This is a genomic window from Bradyrhizobium sp. USDA 4341, from assembly GCF_054063755.1.
The window spans coordinates 6,905,046-6,928,969 of record NZ_JBSSGO010000002.1; the positions used below are offsets into that span (position 1 = coordinate 6,905,046).

The window sequence follows — 23,924 nt, forward strand, 5'->3', positions numbered from 1 at the left end:
GGAAACCTCGATGTCGCAAACGGAACCGGACGCCCACGAGCTCAGTTTCGCTCGCGCTCCAGGAGTTCCGGCGATGCGTCGCTTCGTGAGCATTGCCTGCGCTGGCGCGGCGCTACGCGGTCGTAGACAACATCCATCACCTGCCTGCGCTCTGTCGTCAGCTCGCGCGGCGGGACAAAAAGATGCCCGGCAAAAGCGAGCCGGGCATTAAATGCCGAGACAACCTCACGGGAGTATGGGTGCTCGTCCTAGAAGCTTGATGTAGGCATGCGGCGGCCCGCGGCGGTTTGATCCAGCGCAAGGAACCGAAGATTGCGCCTCACCGCAAATGAAGAGCGGATGGTTCTTGCTCCAGGTCGTTTGGCACCATTCCATATGTCCGCAGCACGGTGGTTCTCGTCTCCGGATAGCCGGTACAGACGACAGCTGCGGCACCAGCGTGGCCGAATGTCTTCCATAAGTGCTTGGCATGCTCTATCGCCGCTGCAGGGCTGCTGCACTTGGCCTGCTGGCCCGGAACGAGCCCGCCATCGGTCCGGTCGTACGGCAGGGCAATGAAATGCGTGATTCCGTCCATTGATGCCCCTTTCGCGTTCGGTCGACGTCACTCAGCAAAACATTGTGCGATGACAGCTATCTTGATCTGCCTCAGCTCATTTCGTTTGATCCGGATCAAGGCGGAATAGGCGCATCTCGTTGCTGTTGATGGGTACGAAAGGGAGCTTGCTTGCCATTGAGCTTCCTCGTCTCGAACTGTCGCCGGAAACCGAGCAGAAGTTGGCTGCGGTACTCTCGAGCGAGTGCGCGCGTTCGGCAGCAGCTTAAGGCTAGAGCCCGGCAGCGATCGCGATCCGCATCAGCTCCGACATGCTGCGCGCATTGGTCTTGGCCATCAGGTTCGCTCGGTAAACCTCGACCGTGCGCGGGCTGATGCCAAGGTCATGGGCGATCACCTTGTTGATCTTGCCCGCCACGAGCCCTCGCAATACATCACGCTCGCGCGGCGAGAGGTCCACCAGACGAGCTTCAGCGTCGCGCTTGACCGTTTCGTCGGCCGGTGCTGCTGACTGTGTTTGCAGGGCCTCGCGGATCGCACGCAACAGCGCTTCGTCCTCGAACGGCTTTTCGATGAAGTCAACCGCGCCGGCCTTCATCGCCTCGACCGCAAGTGCGACGTCGCCATGGCCAGTCATCAGAATGACGGGGCATGCCGCTGCGTCAGCCTTGAGTTTGCGGACCAGTTCGAGGCCGCTCATGCCGGGCATGCGTATGTCGGATACGATGCAGTCGACCGTACTGCTCTTGAGATGGTCGAGAAAGGTGGTTGCCGTCTCATAAGTCGTTACGGCAAAGCCGTTGACATCGAGCAGGAATGCCAGTGAGTCCCGCATCGCCGGATCGTCGTCGATGACAAGAATTGTACGCCGCGTCGTCATGCTTCTTCTCCGTCCTCCGCGAACGGGAGGATGAACTGAAAAACCGTGCCGCCTCCGGAGTTTGGCATCACATCGATGCGTCCACCATGGGATTCGATGATGGTGCGGCAGATCGAGAGGCCGACGCCCATGCCATGCTCCTTTGTCGTGATAAAGGGCTGAAACAGGCGGTCGGCGATGTCAGGGCTGATGCCCGGACCGGTATCGGCAATGGTGAACGTCGCTACACCGTTAGTCTTGGTGACGCCGACGGTCAATTCGCGGCGCGGGCTGGAGGCCATCGCCTCGATCGCATTGCGAACCAGGTTGAGCACGACCTGCTGAATCTGGATCTTGTCGACGATGATCGAGGGCATGTCCCGGTCGCTGCGGATCGCGAACCTGACTCCCTGCTCCTTGGCGCCGAGCAGCGCCAGTGCGACAGCCTCTTCGAGCAGGGTGGCGGGGCTCTCCAGGGAGTGTTGGGTCTCGCCTTTGGCAACGAATTCGCGCAAGCGCTTGATGATGTCGCCGGCTCGCAGCGCTTGCTGTGCGGCTCGCTCGAGTGCGTCACGAATTCGTGTCGCGTCCGGTGTCTCCGGCGTCAGCAGCCGGCTCGCGCCGCGCATATAGTTGGTAATGGCGGATAGTGGCTGATTGATCTCGTGGGCGATAGAGGACGCCATCTCGCCCATAGCGGTCAGTCGCGACACATGGACCAGCTCGGACTGCAGTTCTTGAAGCCGCCGTTCCTGCGCGCGACGCTCGGTGAGATCGCGGATAAAGCCGGTGAAAAAGCGTTCTCCGCGTACCTTGGCCTCGCCGACGGCGAGCTCCATCGGAAAGGTCGAGCCGTCGCTCCGTTCTCCAACCACGATGCGGCCAATGCCGATGATGCGCCGTTCGCCAGTCGTAAGGTAGCGTTCGAGGTACCGGTCGTGCTCGCCGCGATATGGCTGGGGCATCAGGTTCGAGACGTTCTTGCCGACGACCTCGTCCGGTTTCCAGCCAAACAGCCGCTCAGCCGCCGAGCTGAAGGAACGAATAATACCGTGGTCGTCGATGACGATCATGGCGTCAGGGATGGTGTCGAGGATCGACTGTAGATGGGCCTGGCGATTTCGCGCTTGATCGCTTTCCCTCAAGAGCCGGTCGCCCATGAAGCCGAGGACCGGGCCGAGGATCGCAAAGCAAGCGATATCCATCAGATTCGCGGGCTCAGTGACCAGCCTTGTCCCGAGGAATTTGGCGCTGATGACGAGGCAGAGCAGGGTGGTGACGATCGCTGGGCCGCGACCGCCGGCGAAAGCGGCAAACAGCACGGCGGGGACATAGATGATCGTGAAGGTCCGGTCTTCGAAATAATTATCAAGCCCCGCGCGCACCGCGAATACGAGCGCGGCCGCTGCCACGGCAGTGCCATAGCGGTACCAGATGCGATCGGACATATTTCCCCGGCGAAGCCCTCAGCTGGATCGATACTACAACGTTCGGACGGCCGAAGCCACCGGCCGCTCGGCACGAGCCCGCCACGGCGGCGGGGACAGGTCTATCTGATCCAGGCACGCCAATGCGTCGGCTGCACCAGGATGCGTTCGGCGGTCTCCGCCTTTACCCAGCCGCCCGGGATGCGGCGGCATGGAAAGACGAGCTTGTGAATGGCGTTGCCTTCGATCACGGCGAGTTCAAGATCTCGACCGAAGGGGGGCCGTTGCGACCCCCTCCCATGTCGCGCTGACGCCGGCCTCTTGGCGTTCTGGAGCGTCGCGTGTTGGCACGTCAGGCTGCCTCCTGAAGAGCCTCGTCGACGCCGCTGGTCTTTCGTGCAAACAGGTTCAGCTCGATCGTACCCAGCGAACGTGCGGTCTCGATCGCGTACGTCGCGTCGTTCGCCCCGCGCGCGGTGACGCCTTTGGCCCAGTCCTGCAGAGCAGTGATCTTCTCGGCCGCCGAGGCGGTGGAATTGAACCTGCGGAAAAGCTCCCAAGCTTCGTTCGATTCGATCTGGATCTGCTCGAACCAGTGCTGGTTTGCCTCGATCAGTTTCTCCGAGAATTCCGACTGGACCGCCATCGCCCGCTTCGCGTAGCTCTGGACGGCGTCGGAGACGGGACGGGTTTCGCTATGGTCTGTCATGTCCAACATCCTTCGTTGAGGGAAGTATTGTTTCTCATGCCAGCCGCGCCTGCGCGTTGACGCGCGTCAACTTGATGGCGGCTTCCGGCCCGCGCTGGTTCTCGTGTCCAGGCTAGCTGCCCGTGGGACTGACGACGGCACCGGTTCGCAGATTGATGAAGTGGACGCCGTCGCAGGCAGCGCAGGAGATCGAGTGCAGTTCGTCAGCCAGGGGCTCGGATGCGTCGGCAGGTAGCAGGCCTTGAACTCGATCGCCGGTATTTGGACACGAGAAGATGATGGGGCGCCAAGCCCTTATGTCTGCCATTTGCACGATCCTGACGGATGACCATCCTAAACGGTGGCGCGGCGCTCCGTTTTGATGCAGGTCAAAATTCCAGTCGGGTGGTCGGATTGGGGCAGGCGGCGGCCTAGAACGGTCGGCGCCGACGGAGCTGGTGGGTGCTCGACTTGGCGGGCTGCCTGAGCGGCCGCCTTGGCGGCAAGCGCATCCTGGCGAACGTTACGACGACAATCGTCAGCACTCCCATCGAGGCAAGCAGGTTCTGCAACATGATTCTGATCTCCTGACAGGGCGTCAGCATCGTCGATCATCGGTCGCGTCCCCTTGATTTCCATCAAGCGCGGGCGTTGAGGAAGATCAAAGCATATGAGCCGTTTGCGTGTGACCTTGGTGGCAGGCGATGGAAGGAGAGCGGCAATGCGCGCACATCAGATCATGGCGAGACACGTCATCACCGTTGGAACCGAGACATCCATTCTCGATGCAGCGAAGCTGATGATGGATCACCATATCAGCGGCCTGCCGGTGGTCGATGCGGCTGGAAGCCTGGTCGGAATCCTGTCGGAGAGCGATTTTCTGCGGCGAAGCGAGATCGGTACGCAACGCCGGCGTGGACGCTGGTTTCAGTTCCTTCTCGGCTCCGGCTATGCAGCCGCGGACTTCGTCCACGAGCGCGGGCGGAAGGTCGGAGAGATCATGTCGTGCGATCCCGTCACCGTGACGGAAGAAACGCCTCTGCCTGATCTGGTCGATCTCATGGAGAAGAAGGGCGTCAAGCGGCTGCCGGTGATGAACGACGGGCGCCTCGTTGGCCTCGTGACACGCGCGGACCTGCTGCGGGCAGTAGCGTCCATCGCACACCAGGTTCCGGATCCCACGGCGGATGACGAGCACATCCACGATCGCATCGTACGGGCACTCGACGGTGCAAACTGGTGTCCGCTCGGACTGCAAGTCTCGGTGCGCGACGGAGTGGTGCATCTCCGTGGGGTCATCATGGATGAGCGGGCGAGGCAGGCGGCGATTGTCGCCGCGGAGAATGCCGCCGGCGTCAAGGAAGTGCACGATCATCTGTGCTACGTCGATACCTATTCCGGATTCTATATCCAATCCGCGGAAGACGAACGAGTGGCTGCCGCGAAAGCTACGAGGGAGATGGCAGGATGATCGCTCGTCCCGCAATCCTGTTGTTCCCGTTGATCGCGACCGCAGTGGTCAGCGCAGAAGTCGTGGGATTCGCCGTAACGTTACTTGCGATCTGCCTGATCGTCGGCTTCGCGATCGTTGCCGCCGGTTGGACCGTCAACGGCAAGACGATGTCAATATCAGCAGTCCGGCCGTCATCCGCAGACCGGAAATCTCACCGCAAATAGCCGCTCCCGTCCGGCCCTGTTTGCGGATCTGGTGAGCTCCGCGTCACGATAAGTGCGCGGCTCATGGACGTTGTGGTCGGGATCGCTGCTGGCCTTGCTCGCATTCGCGATCCTCCACAGATACGACGTCTGCTCCTGCACGACATTCTTGCGAAAGATCAATACCGGCATCGCGCACTCATGGCAGCGTAAATAACAATCAACCAGCCCATGCGAGGGTACCATGCCATCATTTGATGTTCGTTTCATCAAGACCGTTTGCGACGACACTGGCCATGAACACCGCGCCTGCCAGGCAGCGTTCAAGGTCGACGCCGCCACGCTTTCCACGGCTGCACAACTAGCCGAAGCCGACTTCTGCAGACAGAAGGGTGTCCGCGACTGGACGATCTTTGCCGACTCCATGGAGCTTCGAACGCCGTCGGCATTGCCATCAGCCTGGGGCGGCTAATGATCTTGCGCGGAGGTCGCGATCGATTGCCGTGACATCGCGCGTTTGACCAAGATCAAATCGGAGATCGGATCTCTCCGCTAGAGGTAGAGAACCAGAACGGGGCTTGAGAAATGACCGACCGATCAGCCGGCAATAGCTCGCCGCAATTCGAGAATCTACTCGGCCGCTTGCGAGCATTTCTTGCTCGGCGACACGAATTCGATCTCATGACGCCTCGAGAGGTCGACGAGATCGCTCACGAGCTCAACCTCTCGACGTCGGACCTTCGTGCGCTTGCCCGCGAGCAAGGCTCGCCGGAGTTACTCAGCAAGCGTCTCGAGCATGCAGGTTTGTCCGAGCAGATGCTCGCTTCTTCCCATTGCGATGTGCTGCGTGATCTGCAGCGGGTGTGCGGTCTATGCCGCGAGAAGGCACGCTGCGCCGAGGATCTGGCGCGGGAGCGGCGGGCCAGTCCGGCAAGATACTGTCCGAATGAAATGACCCTGACTGCGCTGAGCCGCGGTGCCGGCGGCACGTGGCATGGCGCCGGAATTGACGCCGATCAAGCGTCTGGCAGCCAGACTGTGATTTCCCTGACGCCGTCGCACCCAAAGAAAGCCTCCACATGATAGGTCCATCTTCCGTTTCAAAGTCGATGACGATGGGCGAAGCCGGCTTGGCGTCGGCACTCGCAGTGTTGGCCTTCGTTAGCTTTCTCGGCGCGGCGATGGGCCACGATGCGGCGTTCAGTTTTCACGCGTCGCTTGCTTGCGCCGCCAGCCTGATCTCCGTGATCATGATCGGCAATCGCTACCTTGACCGTCCGGCCCAACCGCCTCCGGCGGAGATCGGCGGGCGCCCCAATTACAATCTCGGCCCGATCAAGTTCGCTTCGGCCATGGCGATGTTCTGGGGCATCGCGGGTTTCACGGTGGGTCTGATCATCGCCATGCAGCTGGCCTGGCCGGCGCTTAACTTCGATCTGCCCTGGACGACATTCGGCCGCCTGCGGCCACTGCATACTTCAGCCGTGATCTTCGCGTTCGGCGGCAACGTCCTGATCGCAACGTCGTTCTATGTCGTGCAAAAGACCTGCCGCACGCGCCTTGCAGGCGACCTGTCGCCCTGGTTCGTCGTGGTCGGCTACAACTTCTTCATCCTGATCGCCGGCACTGGCTACCTGCTCGGCGTCACCCAGTCGAAGGAATACGCCGAGCCGGAATGGTACGCCGACCTCTGGCTGACGATCGTCTGGGTGACGTATCTGCTCGTGTTCCTGATGACACTGGTGAAGCGCAAGGAGCCGCATATCTTCGTCGCCAACTGGTTCTACCTCGCGTTCATCATCACGATCGCGGTGCTCCATCTCGGCAATAACCCCGCGCTGCCGGTCTCTTTCCTCGGCTCGAAGTCCTACATCGCCTGGGGCGGTGTGCAGGATGCGATGTTCCAGTGGTGGTACGGGCATAACGCCGTCGGCTTCTTCCTGACCGCGGGCTTTCTCGCGATCATGTACTACTTCATCCCGAAGCGGGCGGAGCGTCCGATCTATTCCTACCGGCTTTCGATCATCCATTTCTGGGCGCTGATCTTCCTCTACATCTGGGCCGGCCCACATCACCTGCACTACACGGCACTGCCGGACTGGGCGCAGACGCTCGGCATGACGTTCTCGATCATGCTCTGGATGCCGTCCTGGGGCGGCATGATCAACGGCCTGATGACGCTGTCGGGAGCCTGGGACAAGCTGCGCACCGATCCCGTGCTGCGCATGATGGTGGTGTCGGTCGCCTTCTACGGCATGTCGACCTTCGAAGGCCCGATGATGTCGATCAAGGTGGTCAATTCGCTGAGCCACTATACCGACTGGACCATCGGCCATGTGCATTCCGGTGCATTGGGCTGGGTCGGCTTCGTCTCGTTCGGTGCGCTGTACTGCCTCGTCCCGTGGCTCTGGAATCGCCAGCTCTACAGCCTGAAGCTCGTCAACTGGCACTTCTGGATCGCGACGATCGGCATCGTGCTCTACATTTCCGCGATGTGGGTGTCGGGGATCCTGCAGGGCCTGATGTGGCGTGCCTACACCTCGCTCGGCTTCCTCGAATACTCCTTCATCGAGTCCGTTGAGGCCATGCATCCCTTCTACATCATCCGTGCGGCCGGCGGCGCGCTGTTCCTGGTCGGCGCCCTGATCATGGCCTTCAATCTCTGGATGACGGTCAACGCCGGCCAAGCCAGCGAAACCGAGGGCGCCGGTGCTCTCCAGCCTGCCGAATAGGTCAAGACATGTCTCTCTGGAACAGACACAAGATCTTTGAGAAGAACTCGATCATCCTGATCGTCGGCATTCTCGTCGTCATTGCGATCGGCGGGCTGGTCGAGATCACTCCGCTGTTCTACCTGAAGAGCACGATCGAGGCGGTCGATGGCGTACGCCCCTATACGCCGCTCGAGCTCGCCGGCCGCAACATCTATGTCCGCGAGGGCTGCTATCTCTGCCACTCGCAGATGATCCGGCCGCTGCGCGACGAGGTCGAGCGCTATGGCCACTACTCGCTGGCCGCCGAGAGCATGTATGACCATCCGTTCCAGTGGGGCTCCAAGCGCACCGGACCGGACCTTGCGCGCGTCGGCGGCAAGTACTCCGACGACTGGCACGTCACGCACCTGATCAATCCACGCTCGATCGTCCCGCAATCGGTGATGCCCGGATACCCGGCGCTCGCCAGGACGGAACTCGACCCATCGGACACCGCGGCCCATCTACGCACGAATCGCGCGGTCGGCGTGCCCTATACCGACGAGCAGATCGCCAACGCGGCCGCGGATCTCAAGGCGCAGGTCGACCCCGACAGCCCCGGCTCCGACGCGTTCCAGAAGCGCTATCCGAAGGCGGTGGTCCGCAACTTCGACGGCAAGGCCGGCAATCCGACCGAGCTCGACGCACTGATCGCCTATTTGCAGATGCTCGGCACGCTCGTCGACTTCAAGCTCTACAACGAAAAAGCCAATCTGCGGTGAGGCCACGAGCATGAAAGCGATCATTCAAGTCGAGAATTTTGCGTCGAGCCTGGTCGGTACACTTTGGACCCCCGTCTTTGTCGGGATATTCATCGCCATCGTCGTCTACGCGCTTTGGCCCCGCAACAAATCTCTCTTCGATGCTGCAGCCCGGATGCCGCTGCGGGAGGACTGACCGATCATGAGCGAGCACAATGAGATCGACCGCGTTTCCGGCCGCAGCACGACCGGTCATGAGTGGGATGGCATCAAGGAACTGAATACGCCGCTGCCGCGGTGGTGGGTCCTGACATTCTATGCAACGATCATTTGGGCGATCGGTTACTGGGTCGTCTATCCGGCTTGGCCGCTGGTCTCGGGCTACACCACCGGTCTGTTCCAGTATTCCACCCGTGCCAGTGTTGCGACCGACCTTGCCGATCTCGAGAAGCTGCGCGGCGAGAAGATGGCGGTGCTCGGCAACGCGTCGCTGGCCGAGATCGAGAAGGATCCGGCCCTGCTGGCGCTGGCTCGTGCCCGCGGCAAGACCGTGTTCGCCGACAATTGTGCGCCGTGCCACGGCAGCGGCGGCGCCGGCGCGAAGGGTTATCCGAATCTGAACGACGACGACTGGCTGTGGGGCGGCTCGCTTGACCAGATCATGCAGACTATCCAGTTCGGCGCACGTTCCGGACACGCAAAGACCCATGAAGGGCAGATGCTGGCGTTCGGCCGCGACGGTGTCCTCAAGAAGGACGAGATCGTGACCGTCGCCAACTACGTGCGCTCGCTTTCCGGTCGTTCCACCGCGCCGAAATTCGACCCCGCTGCCGGAAAGAAGATATTCACCGAGAACTGCACCAGCTGCCATGGTGACAGCGGCAAGGGCAACCCGGAGCTCGGTGCGCCGAACCTGACCGACCAGATCTGGCTCTACGGCTCCGACGAGGAGACGCTTGTCGAGACCATCACCAATGGCCGCGCCGGCGTCATGCCGGCCTGGGTCGGTCGGCTCGACCCGGTCACCATCAAGGCACTGACGGTCTATGTGCACTCGTTGGGGGGCGGCAAGTAGCCGCCACCGCGAGGGCGTCCGGGTTCATTGACCGAGGTCAAACCCGGACTTGGTGCGGGGATGTAGGTTTCAACGAGAGCCTCATTCGAGCAATCCATGAACAAGCCCGTGCCCCCTGATGAACTCATAACCGACGAAGACGGGCCGCTTTATGCGCCTCGCAAGAAGGTTTTTCCCCAGAGCGTCTCCGGCCGATTCCGTTCGATCAAGTGGCGGCTGATGGCCATTTGCCTCGGCGTTTACTATCTGCTGCCCTTCGTGCGTTGGCATCGGGGCCTCGGCGCGCCCGATCAGGCGGTCCTGATCGATTTTCCCAACCGCCGCTTCTATTTCTTCTTCATCGAGCTGTGGCCGCAGGAGGTCTACTATTTCACGGGCCTTCTGGTGCTGGCGGCGTTCGCCTTGTTCCTGATGAACGCGCTCGGCGGCCGAATCTGGTGCGGTTATCTCTGCCCGCAGACGGTCTGGACCGATCTGTTCTATGCGGTCGAGCGCCTGGTCGAAGGCGACCGTCGCGCACAGATGAAGGCCGATGCCGGGCCAATGACCGTAAAGCGCGCCGGTCGCCGAGTGCTGAAGCACGCGATCTGGCTGATGATCGCGTGGTGGACCGGCGGCGCCTGGGTGCTCTATTTCGCCGATGCGCCGACTTTGGTGCGCGATCTGGCGACCTTTCAGGCACCGGCGATCGCCTATGTCTGGATCACGATGCTGACCGCGTCGACCTACCTGCTGGCCGGCTATATGCGCGAGCAGGTCTGCGTCTATATGTGCCCGTGGCCGCGGATCCAGGCTGCGCTGACCGACGAGTGGGCGCTCAACGTCACATACAAATACGATCGCGGCGAGCCGCGTTGCTCGGTCAAGAAGGCGTTCGACATTCGCTCGCTCGGCGAGAAGGCCGGCGATTGCATCGATTGCAACCAGTGCGTTGCCGTGTGCCCGACCGGAATCGACATCCGTGATGGCGCGCAACTCGGCTGCATCCAGTGCGGCCTGTGCATCGATGCCTGTGATGCCGTCATGACCAAGGTCAGCCGCAAGACGGGCCTGATCGGATACGACAACGATATCAACGTTCAGCGGCGCGTTGCCGGCAAGCAGGAGATTTTCAAGCCCGTTCGCGCTCGCACAGTCGTCTACGCCAGCCTGATCACCGTGGTCTGCGCGGTGATGCTTTACGCGTTGATGTCGCGAACCCTGCTCGACGTCAACGTGCTGCACGACCGCAATCCGATTGCGGTGCGTCTCAGTGACGGCGCGATCCGCAATGGATACACACTGCGTTTCCTCAACAAGCGCGGCTTCGATCGCGTGATCGCGATCGATGTCGATGGGCCAGCCGACGCGAAGCTGCACGTCATCGGTGCGGACTCCGTAACGCCAGACCGGCCGATGATCGTCCTTGGCCGCGACACCACCACCGAGCTTCGCGTGCTGGTGACGGCGGCGTTCGATGAAAAGGCGGAAAAGTCGGTGCCGGTCACGTTCCGCGTCACTGATATCGGCCTCGGAGAGGTCGCCTCCGCGACCGATCACTTCGTCCTTCCATAACGATGGAATCCAGCCATGGCAGCCTCAAGTTCAGTCGCACGACCCATCACCGGACGTTTCGTCCTGGTCACGACGATCGCATTCTTCGCCGTCGTGATCAGCGTGAACATGGTCATGATGCGCCTTGCCATCACGACACTTCCGGGCACTGAGGTCGACAGCGCCTATAGTGCCAGCCTCGCCTATCAGCGCGAGATCGACGCAGCCAGGCAGCAGAACGAGCGCGACTGGCAGGTCCAGGCGCATATCGATCGGCGGCCTGATGGAAGTGCCGCAATTGCACTTGAGGCGCGCGATCACGCTGGCGAGCTTCTGACGGCATTGAATTTCCTTGCTCGGCTCGAACGCCCGATCGATCGTCGCGCCGATCGGGCGATCGAGATCAGTGAGACCGGCCCCGGCAGCTATCGCGGCCGCGCCGAAGGCGTCGCCGCGGGGCAGTGGGACCTCGTGATCGAGGGCGACGCGGATGGCCGCCGCATGTTCCTGTCGAAGAACCGAATCCTCCTGAACTGAGGGCGCATCTCATGCAGGCGGATATCGATTTCTCTCATTATCTGAAGAGCGCGGGCGCCGGGCTCATCCATCTCGATCTCGCGGTGGAGGGCATCAATTGCGCGGGCTGCATGGCCAAGATCGAGCGCAATCTCTCAACCATACCGGACGTCACCTCGGCTCGCGTAAACCTGACCGACAGCCGTCTGGCGCTGGAATGGAAGGCGGGTGCTCTTGATCCGGCGCTGTTCGTAAGCCGGCTCGCCGAGCTCGGCTACAAGGCCTATCCGTTCGAGCGGAATGACGCCGAAACGCTGGAAGCGCAGCGGGCGCAAGGCCTGTTGCGACGGCTGGGCGTCGCCGCCTTTGCCGCGATGAACGTCATGATGCTGTCGATACCCGTATGGTCCGGCAACGTCTCCGACATGCTGCCGGAGCAGCGCGATTTCTTCCACTGGCTGTCGGCGCTGATCGTGCTGCCGGCCGCAGCCTATTCGGCGCAGCCGTTCTTCTCGTCGGCGCTGTCAGCCCTGCGAGCGCGCGGCGTCAATATGGACGTTCCGATCAGTATCGGTATCGTGCTCGCGCTGGCAACCTCACTGATCGAGACGATAAATCACGCCGAACACGCCTATTTCGATGCCGCGGTCATGCTGATCGCGTTCCTGCTCGCCGGTCGCTATCTCGATCAGAACATGCGACGGCGTACTCGGGCGTTTGCCGGTAACCTCGCGGCGCTCAAGGCGGAGACCGCGACGAAGTTCATTAGCCCAACCGAGATCAGAACGGTCCCGGCAGCTGCGATCCGCCCCGGCGACATCGTGCTGCTGCGGCCCGGCGAGCGCTGCGCGGTCGACGGCAATGTGATCGAGGGCCGCTCGGAGGTCGATCAGAGCCTGATTACGGGCGAAACCTTGCCGGCGATGGCGGCGCCCGGCAGCGCCGTGTTCGCGGGCACGCTGATCCGTTCCGGCACATTGCGCGTCCGCGCGTCGGCGGCCTCGGGTGGCACGCTGCTGGATGAGATATCCCGGCTGCTCGATCACGCGCTGCAGGCGCGCTCGCGCTATCTGCGTCTCGCCGAGCGGGCGTCGCGGCTCTATGCGCCGGTCGTGCACGCAACGGCGTTTCTGACGCTGCTGGGCTGGCTTGCCTATGGCGCCACCTTCCATGATTCGATCGTGACGGCAATTGCGGTCCTGATCATCACCTGTCCCTGCGCATTGGGTCTTGCGATTCCTGCCGTGCAGACCGTTGCATCCGGTGCGCTGTTTGGCTCTGGCGTGCTGCTCAACGTTGGCGACGCGATCGAGCGTATCGCCGAGATCGACCGGGTGATCTTCGACAAGACGGGTACATTGACGCTGCCCGAGCTTGATGTAGCCAATCTCGCGGAAATCCCGGACGATGTCGTCAGGCTCGCTGGCCGGCTGGCACTCTCGAGCCGCCACCCGGTCGCCGCCGCCGTCGCGCGCAAGGCGGGCGCAGCCTCACCGCTGCCGGACGTTCAGGAAGAGCCTGGCCAGGGCTTGCACGGCTTTCACGAAGGGCGTCCGATCCGGCTCGGCCGCCCGTCATTCTGCGGCGCGGATGACCTCGCCAACGAGATTCTGTGCCGTGATCCGGAGGCTTCAGTTGTCGCATTCAGCCACGGCGAGGGCAGATATGCCTTCGCGGTTCGGCAGCGGCTGCGGCCGGACGCGGCCGATGTGGTGGCGGCGTTGACCCGGATGGGCCTCGCCGTCGAGATCGTGTCGGGGGACCGCGAGCCTGCGGTCCGGCTGGCGGCCCAGATGCTTGGCGTGCATGAATGGCGTGCCGGGGTCTCTCCGGTCGACAAGATCACACGGATCGATGAGCTGGCGCGCCAGGGTTGCAAGGTGCTGATGGTCGGTGACGGCCTGAACGATGCTCCGGCGCTGGCCGCCGCGCATGCCTCAATGTCGCCCGTTACGGCCACGCATATGAGCCAGGCGGTCGCCGATGCAGTCTTCCTTGGCGAGCGGCTTGCGCCGGTGCTGACAGCGGTCAAGGTGTCTCGCAAGGCGCTGCGGCTGATGCGGCAAAATCTCTGGCTCGCCGTCGTCTACAATGTGCTGGCGGTGCCGATCGCGATCGCCGGCCTGGTCACGCCTCTGATCGCGGCCGCTGCGATGTCGGGTTCCTCAATCATCGTGATGCTGAACGCGCTGAGAGCACGAACGAAGGAGGCAGTCTGATGGAGGTTCTGGCTATTCTGGTACCGCTGGCGCTCGCGCTCGGCTTTGCCGGCCTGCTCGGCTTTCTCTGGTCACTCAAGAGCGGCCAGTATGACGACCTCGATGGCGCGGCGTGGCGCGCCATCGCCGACGATGATCAGGGCGGGTCCAAGCAATGAAAATACACCAGTGAAACCGCCGATGCGATGGTCAACGCGGTGCAGGCGAGCGCCAGTACCAATGTCCAATCCGTTCGACGCGATTGCGGCACCCGCGAGCGGAGAAGCAAGACTGCGACCAGTCGGTTGATAGCGCCAAACCGCATCGTCGTCAGCAGCAACACATCGGCAGCACGTCAGGCCGCCAGTAGCGCCAGTGTGTCGCCGACACTGCGATAGGCTGCATGGTGGCAGCGTCCAGCCATCCCTCGGCGTACCGGACGCAGGGGACGCCAAGCGGCTGACGTTCGTCACCAATCACCGCAAGCTCGATCACGCAGCCGAACGGAGCCGACGCGATATCCCGCCATCCCGAAAGGGTTAGCCGGCGAAGCCATGAGATGAATATATGGCGCATATGACATCGCCTCCGGTCGATGCTGCCATTTATCGCATGTGCGGCGGTTAGCGCGATTGACGTGGCTCAATCCGGACATGCGGCGTAACGGCAGAAGGTTCGGTTGACTCAGCTCAATCCAGTGACCGGGAGAGCGGCATATTCTTGATATGCTGCGCCAGGCAGGAGCGTCTTCGACAAGCCAAGTGTCTCTCTTCTGGCGAATTCAGTTTGTCCATGGAGCACGACAAGCGACAAAAGCGAGGCTCCGCACCATGCATGAAAGCGCGATGGACATCGCAAGACAGGAGCGCCAGGAGCTCGCATGGTCGAACTGACGGATGAGCAGACTGCCGCGCCTGGAAGCACGTTTCGATCCCGCTGGGCGCGATTGAAGAACCATCCGCTGGCACGACTGGGGCCTGGACTGATCACCGGCGTGGCCGACGATGATCCCAGCGGCATTGCCACCTACTCGCAGGCGGGCGCCCAGTTCGGCTTGAATATGCTGTGGACGATGCCGCTGGCGTTTCCCCTCATGGCCGCCATTCAATCGATGTGCGGGCGGATCGGGCGAGTCACCGGTCGTGGCTTGGCAGCGAATATCAGGGCTGCGTTCCCGCCTGTCGTCCTGAAGGGTGTGGTGCTGCTCCTGCTAATCGCGAACACACTCAATATCGGAGCCGATGTCGCGGCCATGGGGGAGGTCGGCGAACTCGTCACGGGATTAGATCGACATGCGATGGCAATCATCTTTGCCGTCGCGACACTCCCGCTCCAGATATTCGTGCCATATCATCGCTATGTCTTCTTCCTGAAGTGGCTGACTCTTTCGCTGCTGGCGTACGCTGCCGTGCTGTTTACAGTCCACGTTCCCTGGGGCGAGGTGGCCCTGCGCACGCTGTGGCCACAATTGCGCTTGGATTCGGATACCGCCGCCGTCGTTGTCGGCGTGTTCGGGACGACCATCAGTCCATACCTTTTCTTCTGGCAGGCCTCAGAAGAGGTCGAGGACATGCTCGCCCAAGGCAGCGCGCCTCTCCTGCAGGATCCGAACAATGCATCCGACGAGTTGCGGCGGATTCAATGGGATACCTGGAGCGGGATGTTCTACTCCGACATTACGGCCTACTTCATCATCCTGGCGACCGCGGTCACGCTACATGTGGCGGGAATCACCAACATCGAGACGGCGGCCCAAGCAGCGGGGGCGTTGCGGCCGCTCGCAGGGGATTTCGCCTTTGAATTGTTTGCGATTGGGATCGCCGGCGTCGGTCTGATCGGCGTACCGGTTCTTGCGGGTTCAGCGGCCTACGCGTTCGCTGAAGCGATGGTATGGAAGGAAGGCCTCGAGAGAACGCCGCAGGATGCGCGCGGGTTCTACGGCGTCATCACGCTCAGCGTCGTCACGGGATTGCTCATCCAGTACTCGCCGATCAGCCCCATGAAGGCGCTGTTCTGGAGTGCCGTGATCAACGGCGTCGTCGCCGTCCCGCTGATGGTCGTGATTCTTCTCCTTGCCTCGAGGTCGTCCGTCATGGGCCCATATACCTCTGGCCGACCGATCCTCGCCCTAGGATGGATTGCAACGCTCGTGATGGGAATCGCCGCCGTCTTGATGTTCGTGCCCGGGTAGCCAGCGAGGCGCGCGAGCCAGTTAGCTTCTTTGGAGCGTCGAGTAGAAGTGCAAGCGAAACCTCTCCGCTCGACGCACGCGAACGATACGTAAGCGACGCAGCATGCACCGCAGCCCGGCAGGATGTATCCTGCCAGGCTGCGTCATCGGCGTTCCCAAGGGCAGGTCGGGCCGCTTAATGATCGGTGATCGCCGTCGCCTTCGACGCTCGTCGGAATGGCGCGTATTCTTTTTTGATGTCCAATGATCGTCAGCATCGCGGTAGCAATCGGATGAGCAGCGGGAGTGCGACGCCCTCCGAGCCGAACCGGGCGGCCAGCGCTCAGATATCGCCGAGTCTGCACCAGGCGAGGTCGATCAGCGTACCGATCCGCGTGGATTGGGCCTGTAATTGTTTACGGTTCTCCAGATTTTCGATCTTTTCGATCGCGATCGATGTTCGTGCATGAGTGATCTGAAGAGCGAAAGACCGCCTCTTGTAGCGCCTCGCGCGCTTTCTGCCGGTGAACACTCCAAAGCTCAAACGGATCGATCGGCGCTGCTCGGCATGCCAGCGACGGCGCGGGGCGGTGACGCTTACGTCGATCGAGGTTCGCGATGTCCGGCATGGTGGTTCTCCCTTGGCGTGTGCTCGGTGTTGATGTCCTTTCGGGGGATATTGAGGGCACCGTCTTAATTGCTTGATCAATACGATTATCGGAATCCGGCAAATTGCGGGAATTTCGTGATCAACCTTTGAAAAACGGCATATGCCGATAAATTACCAGTGTATGCATATAACGCAGGTGCTCGATGAAGCAGGTTGTGTCGCCAATGCCCGAGGAACTAGCCGTGGTGGGTAGTTGCTGCGCCGCATTCAATGTTCGGAAGGCAAGCCGCGTGATCACCCGGCTTTACGCCGAGGCCTTCGCGCCGGTCGGGGTGGAGCCAACGCAATTTATGCTGCTCGTTGCCTGTGCGCGGCAAGAGACTGTGACCATGGGAGCACTTGCGGGGAGGATGTCGATGGACCCAAGCGCGCTCGCACGCAACATCACGATTCTTGAACGTCGCGGTCTGGTGAGGATCGCGCCCGGAGCGGACCGTCGCGTGCGCGACATCTCAATCTCCGCCAAAGGCAGGAAAACCTTGTCGCGTGCGCTGCCGCACTGGCGAGAAGTACAGGCGAATTTGGCCAAACGGTTCGGCGAAGATAGCTTCCGGTCGTCAGTCGAACTGATGAAGGGAATTGCGTGCGCGGGCGAGGCCCTGCTGGATCATCCGCTTTCGTAGGAGGTCACGATGCCCGTCCGCTGGCTCGATCCGTCGCCGGTACTACGTATCGAGCGCTTCAGCAGCTTCGACGAATTCCGTCCCAACGATGTTATTGGCGGAATGAGAAGTACGCCGCTGGATTCGTCGCCCATCTCGGTTTCGCGGAGCATCTTGGCGCTCCCCGACTGCCTTCTCGTGCTGCAGCGATCATTCGCCCGGCGCATGGAGGGAGATCTCGGAGCAAATCGCGGGGTTGGGGTCGTCATTCCTCTGGCCTTCCACGCAACGATGAACGGGACCGAGGTCGGTGATTCCACGATCGGCGTCATTCGCGGCCGGGCGCCTGTCGATGTCGTCGAACGGCATGCAAACACCTATCTCATGCTGCGCTTCGGCTCCGACATGAGCAATCGCGGGTGGGCCGACTTCGACAAGGGAATCGAACTGTTCCGGCTGGCGCCGGTGAAGATGCTGGCGATACGATCGGCAATTCTAGACATGTTTTGCCTGGCGTCCAGCTGTAAGGAGCTCAGAGACTTCGAACTGTTGAGCGCAAGGCTGCAGGAAACGCTTATCGCCGGGCTCGACAGCGCCCTGGTCGAGGACAGTGCCAAGCGGGCACTTCCGGGCTCGTTCGACCGGCATCGGAAGCTGGTTGAACGCCTGGATGAGCTGGTGGCCACGGTCGGAGAGGACGACCTCTACAGCGCTAGTCTCGCGCTGACGCTCGGCGTTTCCGTTCGTACGCTCCAGACCGCCGTGCAGCACGTCTGTGGCGTTAGCCTGCATCAACATTTGCGATCGAAACGCATGTGGTTGGTCCGCAAGCTCCTCGTCAAAGGAGGCCCGCTCCTTACCGTGACCGCGGCGGCGCGGGCCAACGGCTTCTGGCACATGAGCGACTTCGCGAGATGTTATGGCCGAGCATATGGCGAAATGCCGTCGGAAACCCTCTCACGGGTACGAGGGTTCTAGATCGGCGAAGCCGCCGTCGCCAGCCCGACGATACTGCGCAATGACCTGCCAAGACGGCCGCGATGCCGTAGTTCAAATCGTGGGTTGGGGCCTCAAAAAGTCAGAAATGTCATACATTTCAACAAGGATTGACTGACACTCTCTCCTCCGCTGCACTGTTCTCCTTTGTATCCGATCGTTTGAACCGAGAGCAAAACAGCAAGTAGCGGGACACAGGCTGATGCGGGGTCGTTCCGCGATGTTACGCCAAGTCACCCCGCAAACCGTAGCTCCTGAGCGTGGGATCGGAGGACGGATTTCGCGATGAAGAACCCGTGGCGGGCAGAGCTCAAGCCGCTGCCGTATTCGAGAAGGCGCAATCGCATCTAACGCGTGGGGTACCAGCGGTCAGATGAATGAATGCGATCAAGACCGCAGGATGGTCCCTTACGCGCGTTTTCCCATCGGCACCACGTTTCCAGTACTCCGCGGCACCAAGGACACTACTGCCGCCCTTGCGAGGTCTTCCAAGGCGGTCGCAATGTATTTCGCGTAGTGCCTCTCGATCATTTTGACTGAGGTGTTGTGCAGTTTGGCGACCTGTTGGATGGGTAAGCCCTTTCGGAGACCTCGCACGATGCTCGAATGCCGCAAAGCATAGGGAATCACCTCCGGCATACTGGCGCGCTCGCGAATGGCCTTCCAGGGACGTGCAAGTTCGGCTCTTTTCCACGGACCGCGTTCAGACTTCTTCCACGCGATCCCCCCCGGCTCTTGTTCGTGGATCCATCGCTCGAAAAGAGGCGCATCACTTGGCCGCCCGGCGATTGCGGGCAAAAGCACCTCAATCACATCGTCGCCTACTGGGACCGGGACTGAGCCGCTATTACCGCCGCGCCCCTTGTAGGAACCCGGCACCATCAGACGCCGTGCCGAAACCTGTACGTCGCCCACACGCATTCGCCTGGCTTGCGCATACCGCGCGCCGGTCGCAGCCAGACATACGAAGATCCGATATAGATCGCCATCAAATCGTTGCTCCTGATCGACTTCGCACACAGCTTGAAGGATATCGCCAACCTCGTCATCCGTGAGAATCTGGTTATCCCGAGCAACTGACACATCATCATCATCATCGATCCGCTCGGCTTTGAAGCCGGCCTTCACGTTGGCGAGGAACGTCGGGTTTAGCTTCTTCCGATCGGCGGAAAGTCGCGGCCACGCGGCATTTAGAGCGGCCTTAAGGTCATTCACGAGCCGCTGCTTGGTCGTGACCTTTAAGTCCGCCGGCAAACCCTCCCGCCACGTTATCAAATCATCTTCTTTCAAGGCATGCAGACGCACCGATGCCAGAGGAGCAGCTTCCGCAGCCTCCTGATTGCCGCGCTTTTCTTGACCAAGAAGGTAGCGCCGCAGCTTGGTACCGGCGTCGGATCGGACGTCGCGACCTGTTCGGCGTCTTTCTCTTGCGTCGCGTTCCTTGACGTAGGATTCCACGGCCGATCGCACGGTAGGAGCCGGGCCCGCCGCCTGCGCCGCGGCTTCTGTTCTGGCTAGAGCTACGGCCTCCCGAGCCGTTCTCACGGCCTGTTCGAAGGTCAAAATCCCGTCGGTGGGCTTGTCATTGATGTCGTTGGCGATGCCGACTGGCGCCTGCTTATAGTTGCCGCCTTCGTGGTGATTGCGCCAGCGCACAAGCCAAACGCGACCCCGTTTTCCTTTGCGATAGCCCAGATGCGCTTCCGCATCGAGGCGACGCCAATGCACGCCAAGCTCGAGCCTGGAACGCGCTTTCGCCGTCGTCATCTGGGCCTCGGCGAGTGTCTTCGACATAGCGTTTGTCGCATCCTGTTATACGTCGAATATCCGTCGAATATCCGACGATGTACGTGGGCGAACAGTACAGGATTGTTGGCATCCAAGCTATTGAAATCATTGAACGTCGGCGAATGGTGGCGGATAGCGACGAACCCATTGTTTGGCCCTCTCAAGGCTGAAACAGGGGTTCGATTCCCCTAGGGAGCGCCAAATCTTCGCTTTCCACGACATTGTGCGACGCGCCTCCGTTCGCGAGCGTCCTTCTGCTCGATAGCTGATTGATCGTGCCGGCCTGTGTCAGCTGAGTCTGGCGCTTGTGCTCGTCCGCGGTCCCGGCGACGGAGCTTTGAGCATCCGCGTCGCCCGCCTTGGCGGGCAGTTCGGCCCGTAAATCAAGCGGCGGGCGTCGCTCATTTCCGCTATGATCGAGCCATGACGATCGGGATTACCGGACCCGGCCGGAAGGTACCACGGCAAAGTGGCGTGGTCAGGCTGATCGTTGCGGCCGTCGTCATCACGATTTGCCTGATCCTGCTCTCGTTCGCGAGCGACTTCCTGGTCGATTGGCTTTGGTTTTCCTCGATCGGTTATCTTGAGGTTTTCCTGACGGCGATCGGCGCCAAGGCGACCGTCTTTTTCGCGGTCTTGGCGGTGACCGCCGCCGTCCTCTGGCTGAACGGAGTGCTGGCGGCGCGGTTTGCCATGCAGCAGCCGCGACAGATTCCGGCCGCCCCGTGGAAGGTGGTCGGTGTTACGCCGCCGCCGGATCTGTCCGCAATGCTGCGCGATCGACTAACACGGCCGTGGTTTATCGCGCTCGGTGCGGGTTTGCTCGGCGTGCTGGTTGCCGCAGGCGAAGCCGGCAACTGGGGCATCTTCCTGCAGTTTCTCTACCATGTGCCCTATGGCGCGGAGGATCCACTCTACAACAGGGACATCGGCTTCTATCTCTTTGCGCTACCCGCTTATCTCGCGATCAAGAACTGGATGCTGCTCGCAATCGTCCTGAGTGCGCTGTTTGCCGGAGCGATCTACTGGGCGCGCGGCGACATCGAGTACGATGTTCACAACCGATCAATCTCGCCGACGGTCATCACACATGGCTCGGCGCTGGTTGGCCTTCTGTTCGCGGTGAAGGCCTGGTCCTATGGGCTCGACCGCTATCTGCTGCTCTACGGCGACAATGGTGTCGTGGTCGGGGCAAGCTACACCGATGTCCATCTGGGGCTGCCGGCTCTGTGGCTGATGATCGGGCTTTCGATTATCGCGGCGTTCATCGCATGGGCCAATTTGCGCGCCCGCACCTACCGGCTTCTTGCCGCCGGGTTCATCCTCGTCGGCGCCGGCTCTGTCGTGCTGTCGAGCCTCGTCCCTTCGCTGTTCCGGCACTTCGTCGTCAAACCGACGGAGTTGCAGCTGGAGAAGCCGTACATTGAACGCAACATCGCGCTCACCAGGCAGGCCTACAATCTCGACCGGATCGCAGCCAAGCCGTTTGCCGCCGAACAGCGGCTGACCTTCAAGACGCTGGAAGCGAACAAGGCCACCATCGACAATATACGACTCTGGGACTGGCTGCCGCTGTCGGATACCTACGCGCAACTGCAGGAGATCCGTACCTACTACAAATTCCACGATCTTGACGTCGATCGCTACTGGCTCGACGGCTCCTACCAGAGCGTGATGCTCTCGGCCCGCGAACTGCGGGCCTCCCTGCTGCCGGCAAACGCCCAGACGTGGGTCAATCGCCACGTGCTGTTTACGCACGGCAACGGCGCGGTGATGAGCCCGGTCACCCGCAAGAGCCCAGAAGGACTGCCGTTCTTCTATTTGCGCGATATTCCGCCGGTTGCGGACGGCGGTCCCAAGATCGAGGAACCGCGCATCTACTTCGGCGAAGAGAGCGACGACTACGTCATCGTCAAGACCAGCATCCCGGAGTTCGATTATCCGAAGGGGAAAGACAACGTCTATGCGGCCTATGACGGCAGTGGCGGTGTTCCGATCGGAGCATTGGGATGGAGAACGCTGTTCGCCTACTACTTCAATGACGCGAATCTGGTCCTCTCAAGCTACATCACGGCCGACAGCCGGATCATGATCCGGCGCAATATCACGGAACGGGTGCGCACGATCGCTCCATTCCTCAGGCTCGATCACGATCCCTATCTGGTCATCAGCAACGGGCGGCTGTTCTGGATACAGGACGCCTACACCACGAGCTCCTATTTCCCCTCCGCGCAGCCCGTGCCGGAACTCGGTCTCAACTACATCAGGAATTCGGTGAAAATTGTTGTCGATGCCTATAACGGGACGGTCGATTTCTATCTGATCGACCCACGCGACCCGATTGCAGCGACCTACGAGCGTATCTTTCCGAGCCTGTTCAAGCCGTTCACGGCCATGCCGGCGGATTTGCAGAAGCACATACGCTATCCGGAGGATCTGTTCCTGATTCAGGCGCGGCTGTATCAGACCTACCACATGGAGCAGGCCGAAACTTTCTATAACCGCGAGGACTTCTGGCAGTTTCCGCGACAGCCGGGCGGCGATGGCACCTCGGTGATGACCCCCTATTACATCATCATGCGGCTGCCCGGCGAGCCGCAGGCCGAGTTCTTCCTGATGCTTCCCATGGTGCCGAGTCGTCGCGACAATATGATCGCGTGGCTCGCTGCGCGTTGCGACGCCCCCGACTACGGCAAACTGATCGTCTACGAATTCCCAAAGGACAAGCTTGTCTACGGGCCGTTTCAGATCGAGGCGCGGATCAACCAGAACACCGAGATATCGCAACAACTCACGCTGTGGAATCAGATGGGCTCGCGGGTGATACGCGGTGCGAACCTGCTGGTGATCCCGATCGAGAACTCGATCCTTTATGTCTCGCCGCTCTATATGCGCGCCGAGCTTGGACACCTGCCGGAGCTGAAACGCGTGATCGCAGCCTACGGCGAGCATGTCGTGATGAAGGAGACGCTCGCTGACGCCCTGGCCGCGTTGTTCGCAGAGCCCGGTGCGGTGCCGGCGGTTTCAAACGCAACGGAAACGATGTCCCCTGCGGGCGGGACGGCGAGCCCGGCGCAGCAGGCGCTCGATCGCTACAATCAAGCGGTGGAACGATTGAAGGCCGGAGACTGGAAAGGTTTTGGCACGCAGTTCGATGCCCTGCGCGAGCAATTGGAGGAAATGAACCGACGCTCCGTCGGTCACTAATGGCCGAGGGGAATTTGAAAGCGCGGACGCGCGCCTCAATCGCATTGCTAAGGGTTGCATTGCAATTTCGATCGCACAGGAGCTCGCGGTTTTGTTCTGGGTGGCGCGCCATTTCCGCTTCGCCTGCGATGCCGCCGATCAATTGCTGGCGCATCCGGTGACGTTCCGGATCCTCGCCACAACCTCCGGCCGGTTGCTTTCGAGCCAGGCCACGGCGTCGGGTCCATCGACAACGCACGCGAAGGTTTCCCAGGTTGGGTCCTCCAGGGATTCCGGTTGCAGTCGCTTCGCCGCATACTCAACGAGGTCGTGCAAGCGCTCATAGCCTCGTCGGCGCTCAAGGGAATCTGCAATCGCTGTGCTGGCCCATCCTCGCTGGGCCAAATCGATAATGCTCGGAGCGTCAGCCTCGCTGAACCAGGGTGTGGCATCGAACTCGATGCAGCGGACATTATCGGCGGTATGGCAAGTCGCGTGGATCATTGGATTCCTCCGTTCGCCGGCGAACAACCTGCGCTGGCATTGCTCT

The 23,924-nt window shown here is 61.3% G+C and carries 25 protein-coding genes and 1 tRNA gene; 17 read left to right on the top strand and 9 right to left on the bottom strand.

Going from position 1 to position 23,924, the window contains the following annotated elements; genetic code table 11:
• Positions 1 to 319: 319 nt before the first annotated feature.
• The 6 genes from ACVIGB_RS38730 to ACVIGB_RS38755 form a co-directional block, all read right to left on the bottom strand.
• Positions 320 to 577, bottom strand: a complete 258-nt coding sequence (locus ACVIGB_RS38730) for a hypothetical protein (RefSeq protein WP_456718740.1) — start codon at positions 575 to 577, stop codon at positions 320 to 322.
• A gap of 250 nt (positions 578 to 827) precedes the next feature.
• Complete coding sequence (gene fixJ, locus ACVIGB_RS38735; RefSeq protein ID WP_456718739.1) at positions 828 to 1,436, bottom strand: response regulator FixJ; 609 nt, start codon at positions 1,434 to 1,436, stop codon at positions 828 to 830.
• A complete protein-coding gene (locus ACVIGB_RS38740) occupies positions 1,433 to 2,863 on the bottom strand; it encodes a PAS domain S-box protein (protein ID WP_456718738.1) in 1,431 nt (476 codons plus the stop codon). The genes fixJ and ACVIGB_RS38740 overlap by 4 nt, the downstream gene beginning before the upstream one ends.
• Positions 2,864 to 2,964: 101 nt before the next feature.
• Entirely contained in the window at positions 2,965 to 3,093 is a 129-nt protein-coding gene (locus ACVIGB_RS38745; RefSeq protein ID WP_456749284.1) for a hypothetical protein, read from the bottom strand.
• Positions 3,094 to 3,194: 101 nt separating this feature from the next.
• A complete protein-coding gene (locus ACVIGB_RS38750) occupies positions 3,195 to 3,551 on the bottom strand; it encodes a hypothetical protein (protein ID WP_456718736.1) in 357 nt (118 codons plus the stop codon).
• A gap of 333 nt (positions 3,552 to 3,884) precedes the next feature.
• Positions 3,885 to 4,145 (bottom strand): hypothetical protein, encoded by a 261-nt coding sequence (locus ACVIGB_RS38755; protein ID WP_456718735.1) that lies wholly within the window; start codon positions 4,143 to 4,145, stop codon positions 3,885 to 3,887.
• Between the two features lie 106 nt (positions 4,146 to 4,251).
• Here ACVIGB_RS38755 and ACVIGB_RS38760 point away from each other — a divergent pair, with 106 nt between their 5' ends.
• The 13 genes from ACVIGB_RS38760 (at position 4,252) to ACVIGB_RS38820 (ending at position 16,153) form a co-directional block, all read left to right on the top strand.
• The gene (locus tag ACVIGB_RS38760) at positions 4,252 to 5,001 is read left to right on the top strand and encodes a CBS domain-containing protein (RefSeq protein WP_456718734.1); all 750 of its coding nucleotides are present in this window, start codon (positions 4,252 to 4,254) and stop codon (positions 4,999 to 5,001) included.
• Positions 4,998 to 5,207 carry a hypothetical protein gene (locus ACVIGB_RS38765; RefSeq protein WP_456718733.1) on the top strand — a complete coding sequence of 70 codons (210 nt, stop codon included), beginning with the start codon at positions 4,998 to 5,000 and terminating at the stop codon, positions 5,205 to 5,207. Before ACVIGB_RS38760 ends, ACVIGB_RS38765 begins: the two co-directional genes overlap by 4 nt.
• Positions 5,208 to 5,430: 223 nt before the next feature.
• On the top strand, positions 5,431 to 5,658 hold the full coding sequence (locus ACVIGB_RS38770) for a hypothetical protein (protein WP_456718732.1): 228 nt from the start codon (positions 5,431 to 5,433) through the stop codon (positions 5,656 to 5,658).
• Positions 5,659 to 5,867: 209 nt separating this feature from the next.
• Complete coding sequence (locus ACVIGB_RS38775; RefSeq protein WP_456749285.1) at positions 5,868 to 6,269, top strand: hypothetical protein; 402 nt, start codon at positions 5,868 to 5,870, stop codon at positions 6,267 to 6,269.
• 26 nt (positions 6,270 to 6,295) lie between these two features.
• Positions 6,296 to 7,918 carry a cytochrome-c oxidase, cbb3-type subunit I gene (gene ccoN / locus ACVIGB_RS38780; protein WP_456724972.1) on the top strand — a complete coding sequence of 541 codons (1,623 nt, stop codon included), beginning with the start codon at positions 6,296 to 6,298 and terminating at the stop codon, positions 7,916 to 7,918.
• An 8-nt stretch (positions 7,919 to 7,926) separates the two neighbouring features.
• Positions 7,927 to 8,661: a cytochrome-c oxidase, cbb3-type subunit II gene (gene ccoO, locus ACVIGB_RS38785; protein ID WP_176533347.1), complete on the top strand. Its 735-nt coding sequence runs from the start codon at positions 7,927 to 7,929 to the stop codon at positions 8,659 to 8,661.
• A 10-nt stretch (positions 8,662 to 8,671) separates the two neighbouring features.
• Positions 8,672 to 8,836, top strand: a complete 165-nt coding sequence (locus ACVIGB_RS38790) for a cbb3-type cytochrome c oxidase subunit 3 (protein ID WP_050402627.1) — start codon at positions 8,672 to 8,674, stop codon at positions 8,834 to 8,836.
• Positions 8,837 to 8,842: 6 nt separating this feature from the next.
• Positions 8,843 to 9,715 carry a cytochrome-c oxidase, cbb3-type subunit III gene (gene ccoP / locus ACVIGB_RS38795; RefSeq protein WP_456718730.1) on the top strand — a complete coding sequence of 291 codons (873 nt, stop codon included), beginning with the start codon at positions 8,843 to 8,845 and terminating at the stop codon, positions 9,713 to 9,715.
• A gap of 96 nt (positions 9,716 to 9,811) precedes the next feature.
• Entirely contained in the window at positions 9,812 to 11,269 is a 1,458-nt protein-coding gene (gene ccoG / locus ACVIGB_RS38800; RefSeq protein WP_456718729.1) for a cytochrome c oxidase accessory protein CcoG, read from the top strand.
• A 15-nt stretch (positions 11,270 to 11,284) separates the two neighbouring features.
• Complete coding sequence (locus tag ACVIGB_RS38805; RefSeq protein WP_456718728.1) at positions 11,285 to 11,785, top strand: FixH family protein; 501 nt, start codon at positions 11,285 to 11,287, stop codon at positions 11,783 to 11,785.
• 11 nt (positions 11,786 to 11,796) lie between these two features.
• Entirely contained in the window at positions 11,797 to 13,983 is a 2,187-nt protein-coding gene (locus tag ACVIGB_RS38810) for a heavy metal translocating P-type ATPase (RefSeq protein ID WP_456718727.1), read from the top strand.
• Positions 13,983 to 14,141 carry a cbb3-type cytochrome oxidase assembly protein CcoS gene (gene ccoS, locus ACVIGB_RS38815; protein ID WP_456718726.1) on the top strand — a complete coding sequence of 53 codons (159 nt, stop codon included), beginning with the start codon at positions 13,983 to 13,985 and terminating at the stop codon, positions 14,139 to 14,141. Before ACVIGB_RS38810 ends, ccoS begins: the two co-directional genes overlap by 1 nt.
• Positions 14,142 to 14,842: 701 nt before the next feature.
• Positions 14,843 to 16,153 carry an NRAMP family divalent metal transporter gene (locus tag ACVIGB_RS38820; RefSeq protein ID WP_456718725.1) on the top strand — a complete coding sequence of 437 codons (1,311 nt, stop codon included), beginning with the start codon at positions 14,843 to 14,845 and terminating at the stop codon, positions 16,151 to 16,153.
• Between the two features lie 395 nt (positions 16,154 to 16,548).
• On the opposite strand, the gene ACVIGB_RS38825 is transcribed toward ACVIGB_RS38820, so the two are convergent.
• Entirely contained in the window at positions 16,549 to 16,761 is a 213-nt protein-coding gene (locus ACVIGB_RS38825; protein WP_456749286.1) for a hypothetical protein, read from the bottom strand.
• 184 nt (positions 16,762 to 16,945) lie between these two features.
• Here ACVIGB_RS38825 and ACVIGB_RS38830 point away from each other — a divergent pair, with 184 nt between their 5' ends.
• Both ACVIGB_RS38830 and ACVIGB_RS38835 read left to right on the top strand, forming a co-directional pair.
• Positions 16,946 to 17,425, top strand: coding sequence for a MarR family winged helix-turn-helix transcriptional regulator (locus ACVIGB_RS38830; RefSeq protein ID WP_456718723.1), 480 nt, complete (start codon positions 16,946 to 16,948; stop codon positions 17,423 to 17,425).
• Between the two features lie 9 nt (positions 17,426 to 17,434).
• Positions 17,435 to 18,382: a helix-turn-helix domain-containing protein gene (locus ACVIGB_RS38835; protein ID WP_456718722.1), complete on the top strand. Its 948-nt coding sequence runs from the start codon at positions 17,435 to 17,437 to the stop codon at positions 18,380 to 18,382.
• 426 nt (positions 18,383 to 18,808) lie between these two features.
• Here ACVIGB_RS38835 and ACVIGB_RS38840 read toward each other — a convergent pair whose 3' ends face one another.
• Positions 18,809 to 20,194 carry a tyrosine-type recombinase/integrase gene (locus tag ACVIGB_RS38840; RefSeq protein ID WP_456718721.1) on the bottom strand — a complete coding sequence of 462 codons (1,386 nt, stop codon included), beginning with the start codon at positions 20,192 to 20,194 and terminating at the stop codon, positions 18,809 to 18,811.
• A 105-nt stretch (positions 20,195 to 20,299) separates the two neighbouring features.
• On the opposite strand from ACVIGB_RS38840, the gene ACVIGB_RS38845 reads away from it, so the two are divergent.
• Both ACVIGB_RS38845 and ACVIGB_RS38850 read left to right on the top strand, forming a co-directional pair.
• A tRNA-Glu gene (locus ACVIGB_RS38845) sits at positions 20,300 to 20,389 on the top strand.
• A 222-nt stretch (positions 20,390 to 20,611) separates the two neighbouring features.
• On the top strand, positions 20,612 to 23,395 hold the full coding sequence (locus ACVIGB_RS38850; protein WP_456718720.1) for a UPF0182 family membrane protein: 2,784 nt from the start codon (positions 20,612 to 20,614) through the stop codon (positions 23,393 to 23,395).
• Positions 23,396 to 23,533: 138 nt separating this feature from the next.
• Here the strand turns inward: ACVIGB_RS38850 and ACVIGB_RS38855 are convergent, their stop codons facing one another.
• Positions 23,534 to 23,878, bottom strand: a complete 345-nt coding sequence (locus tag ACVIGB_RS38855) for a hypothetical protein (RefSeq protein ID WP_456718719.1) — start codon at positions 23,876 to 23,878, stop codon at positions 23,534 to 23,536.
• Positions 23,879 to 23,924: the final 46 nt, after the last annotated feature.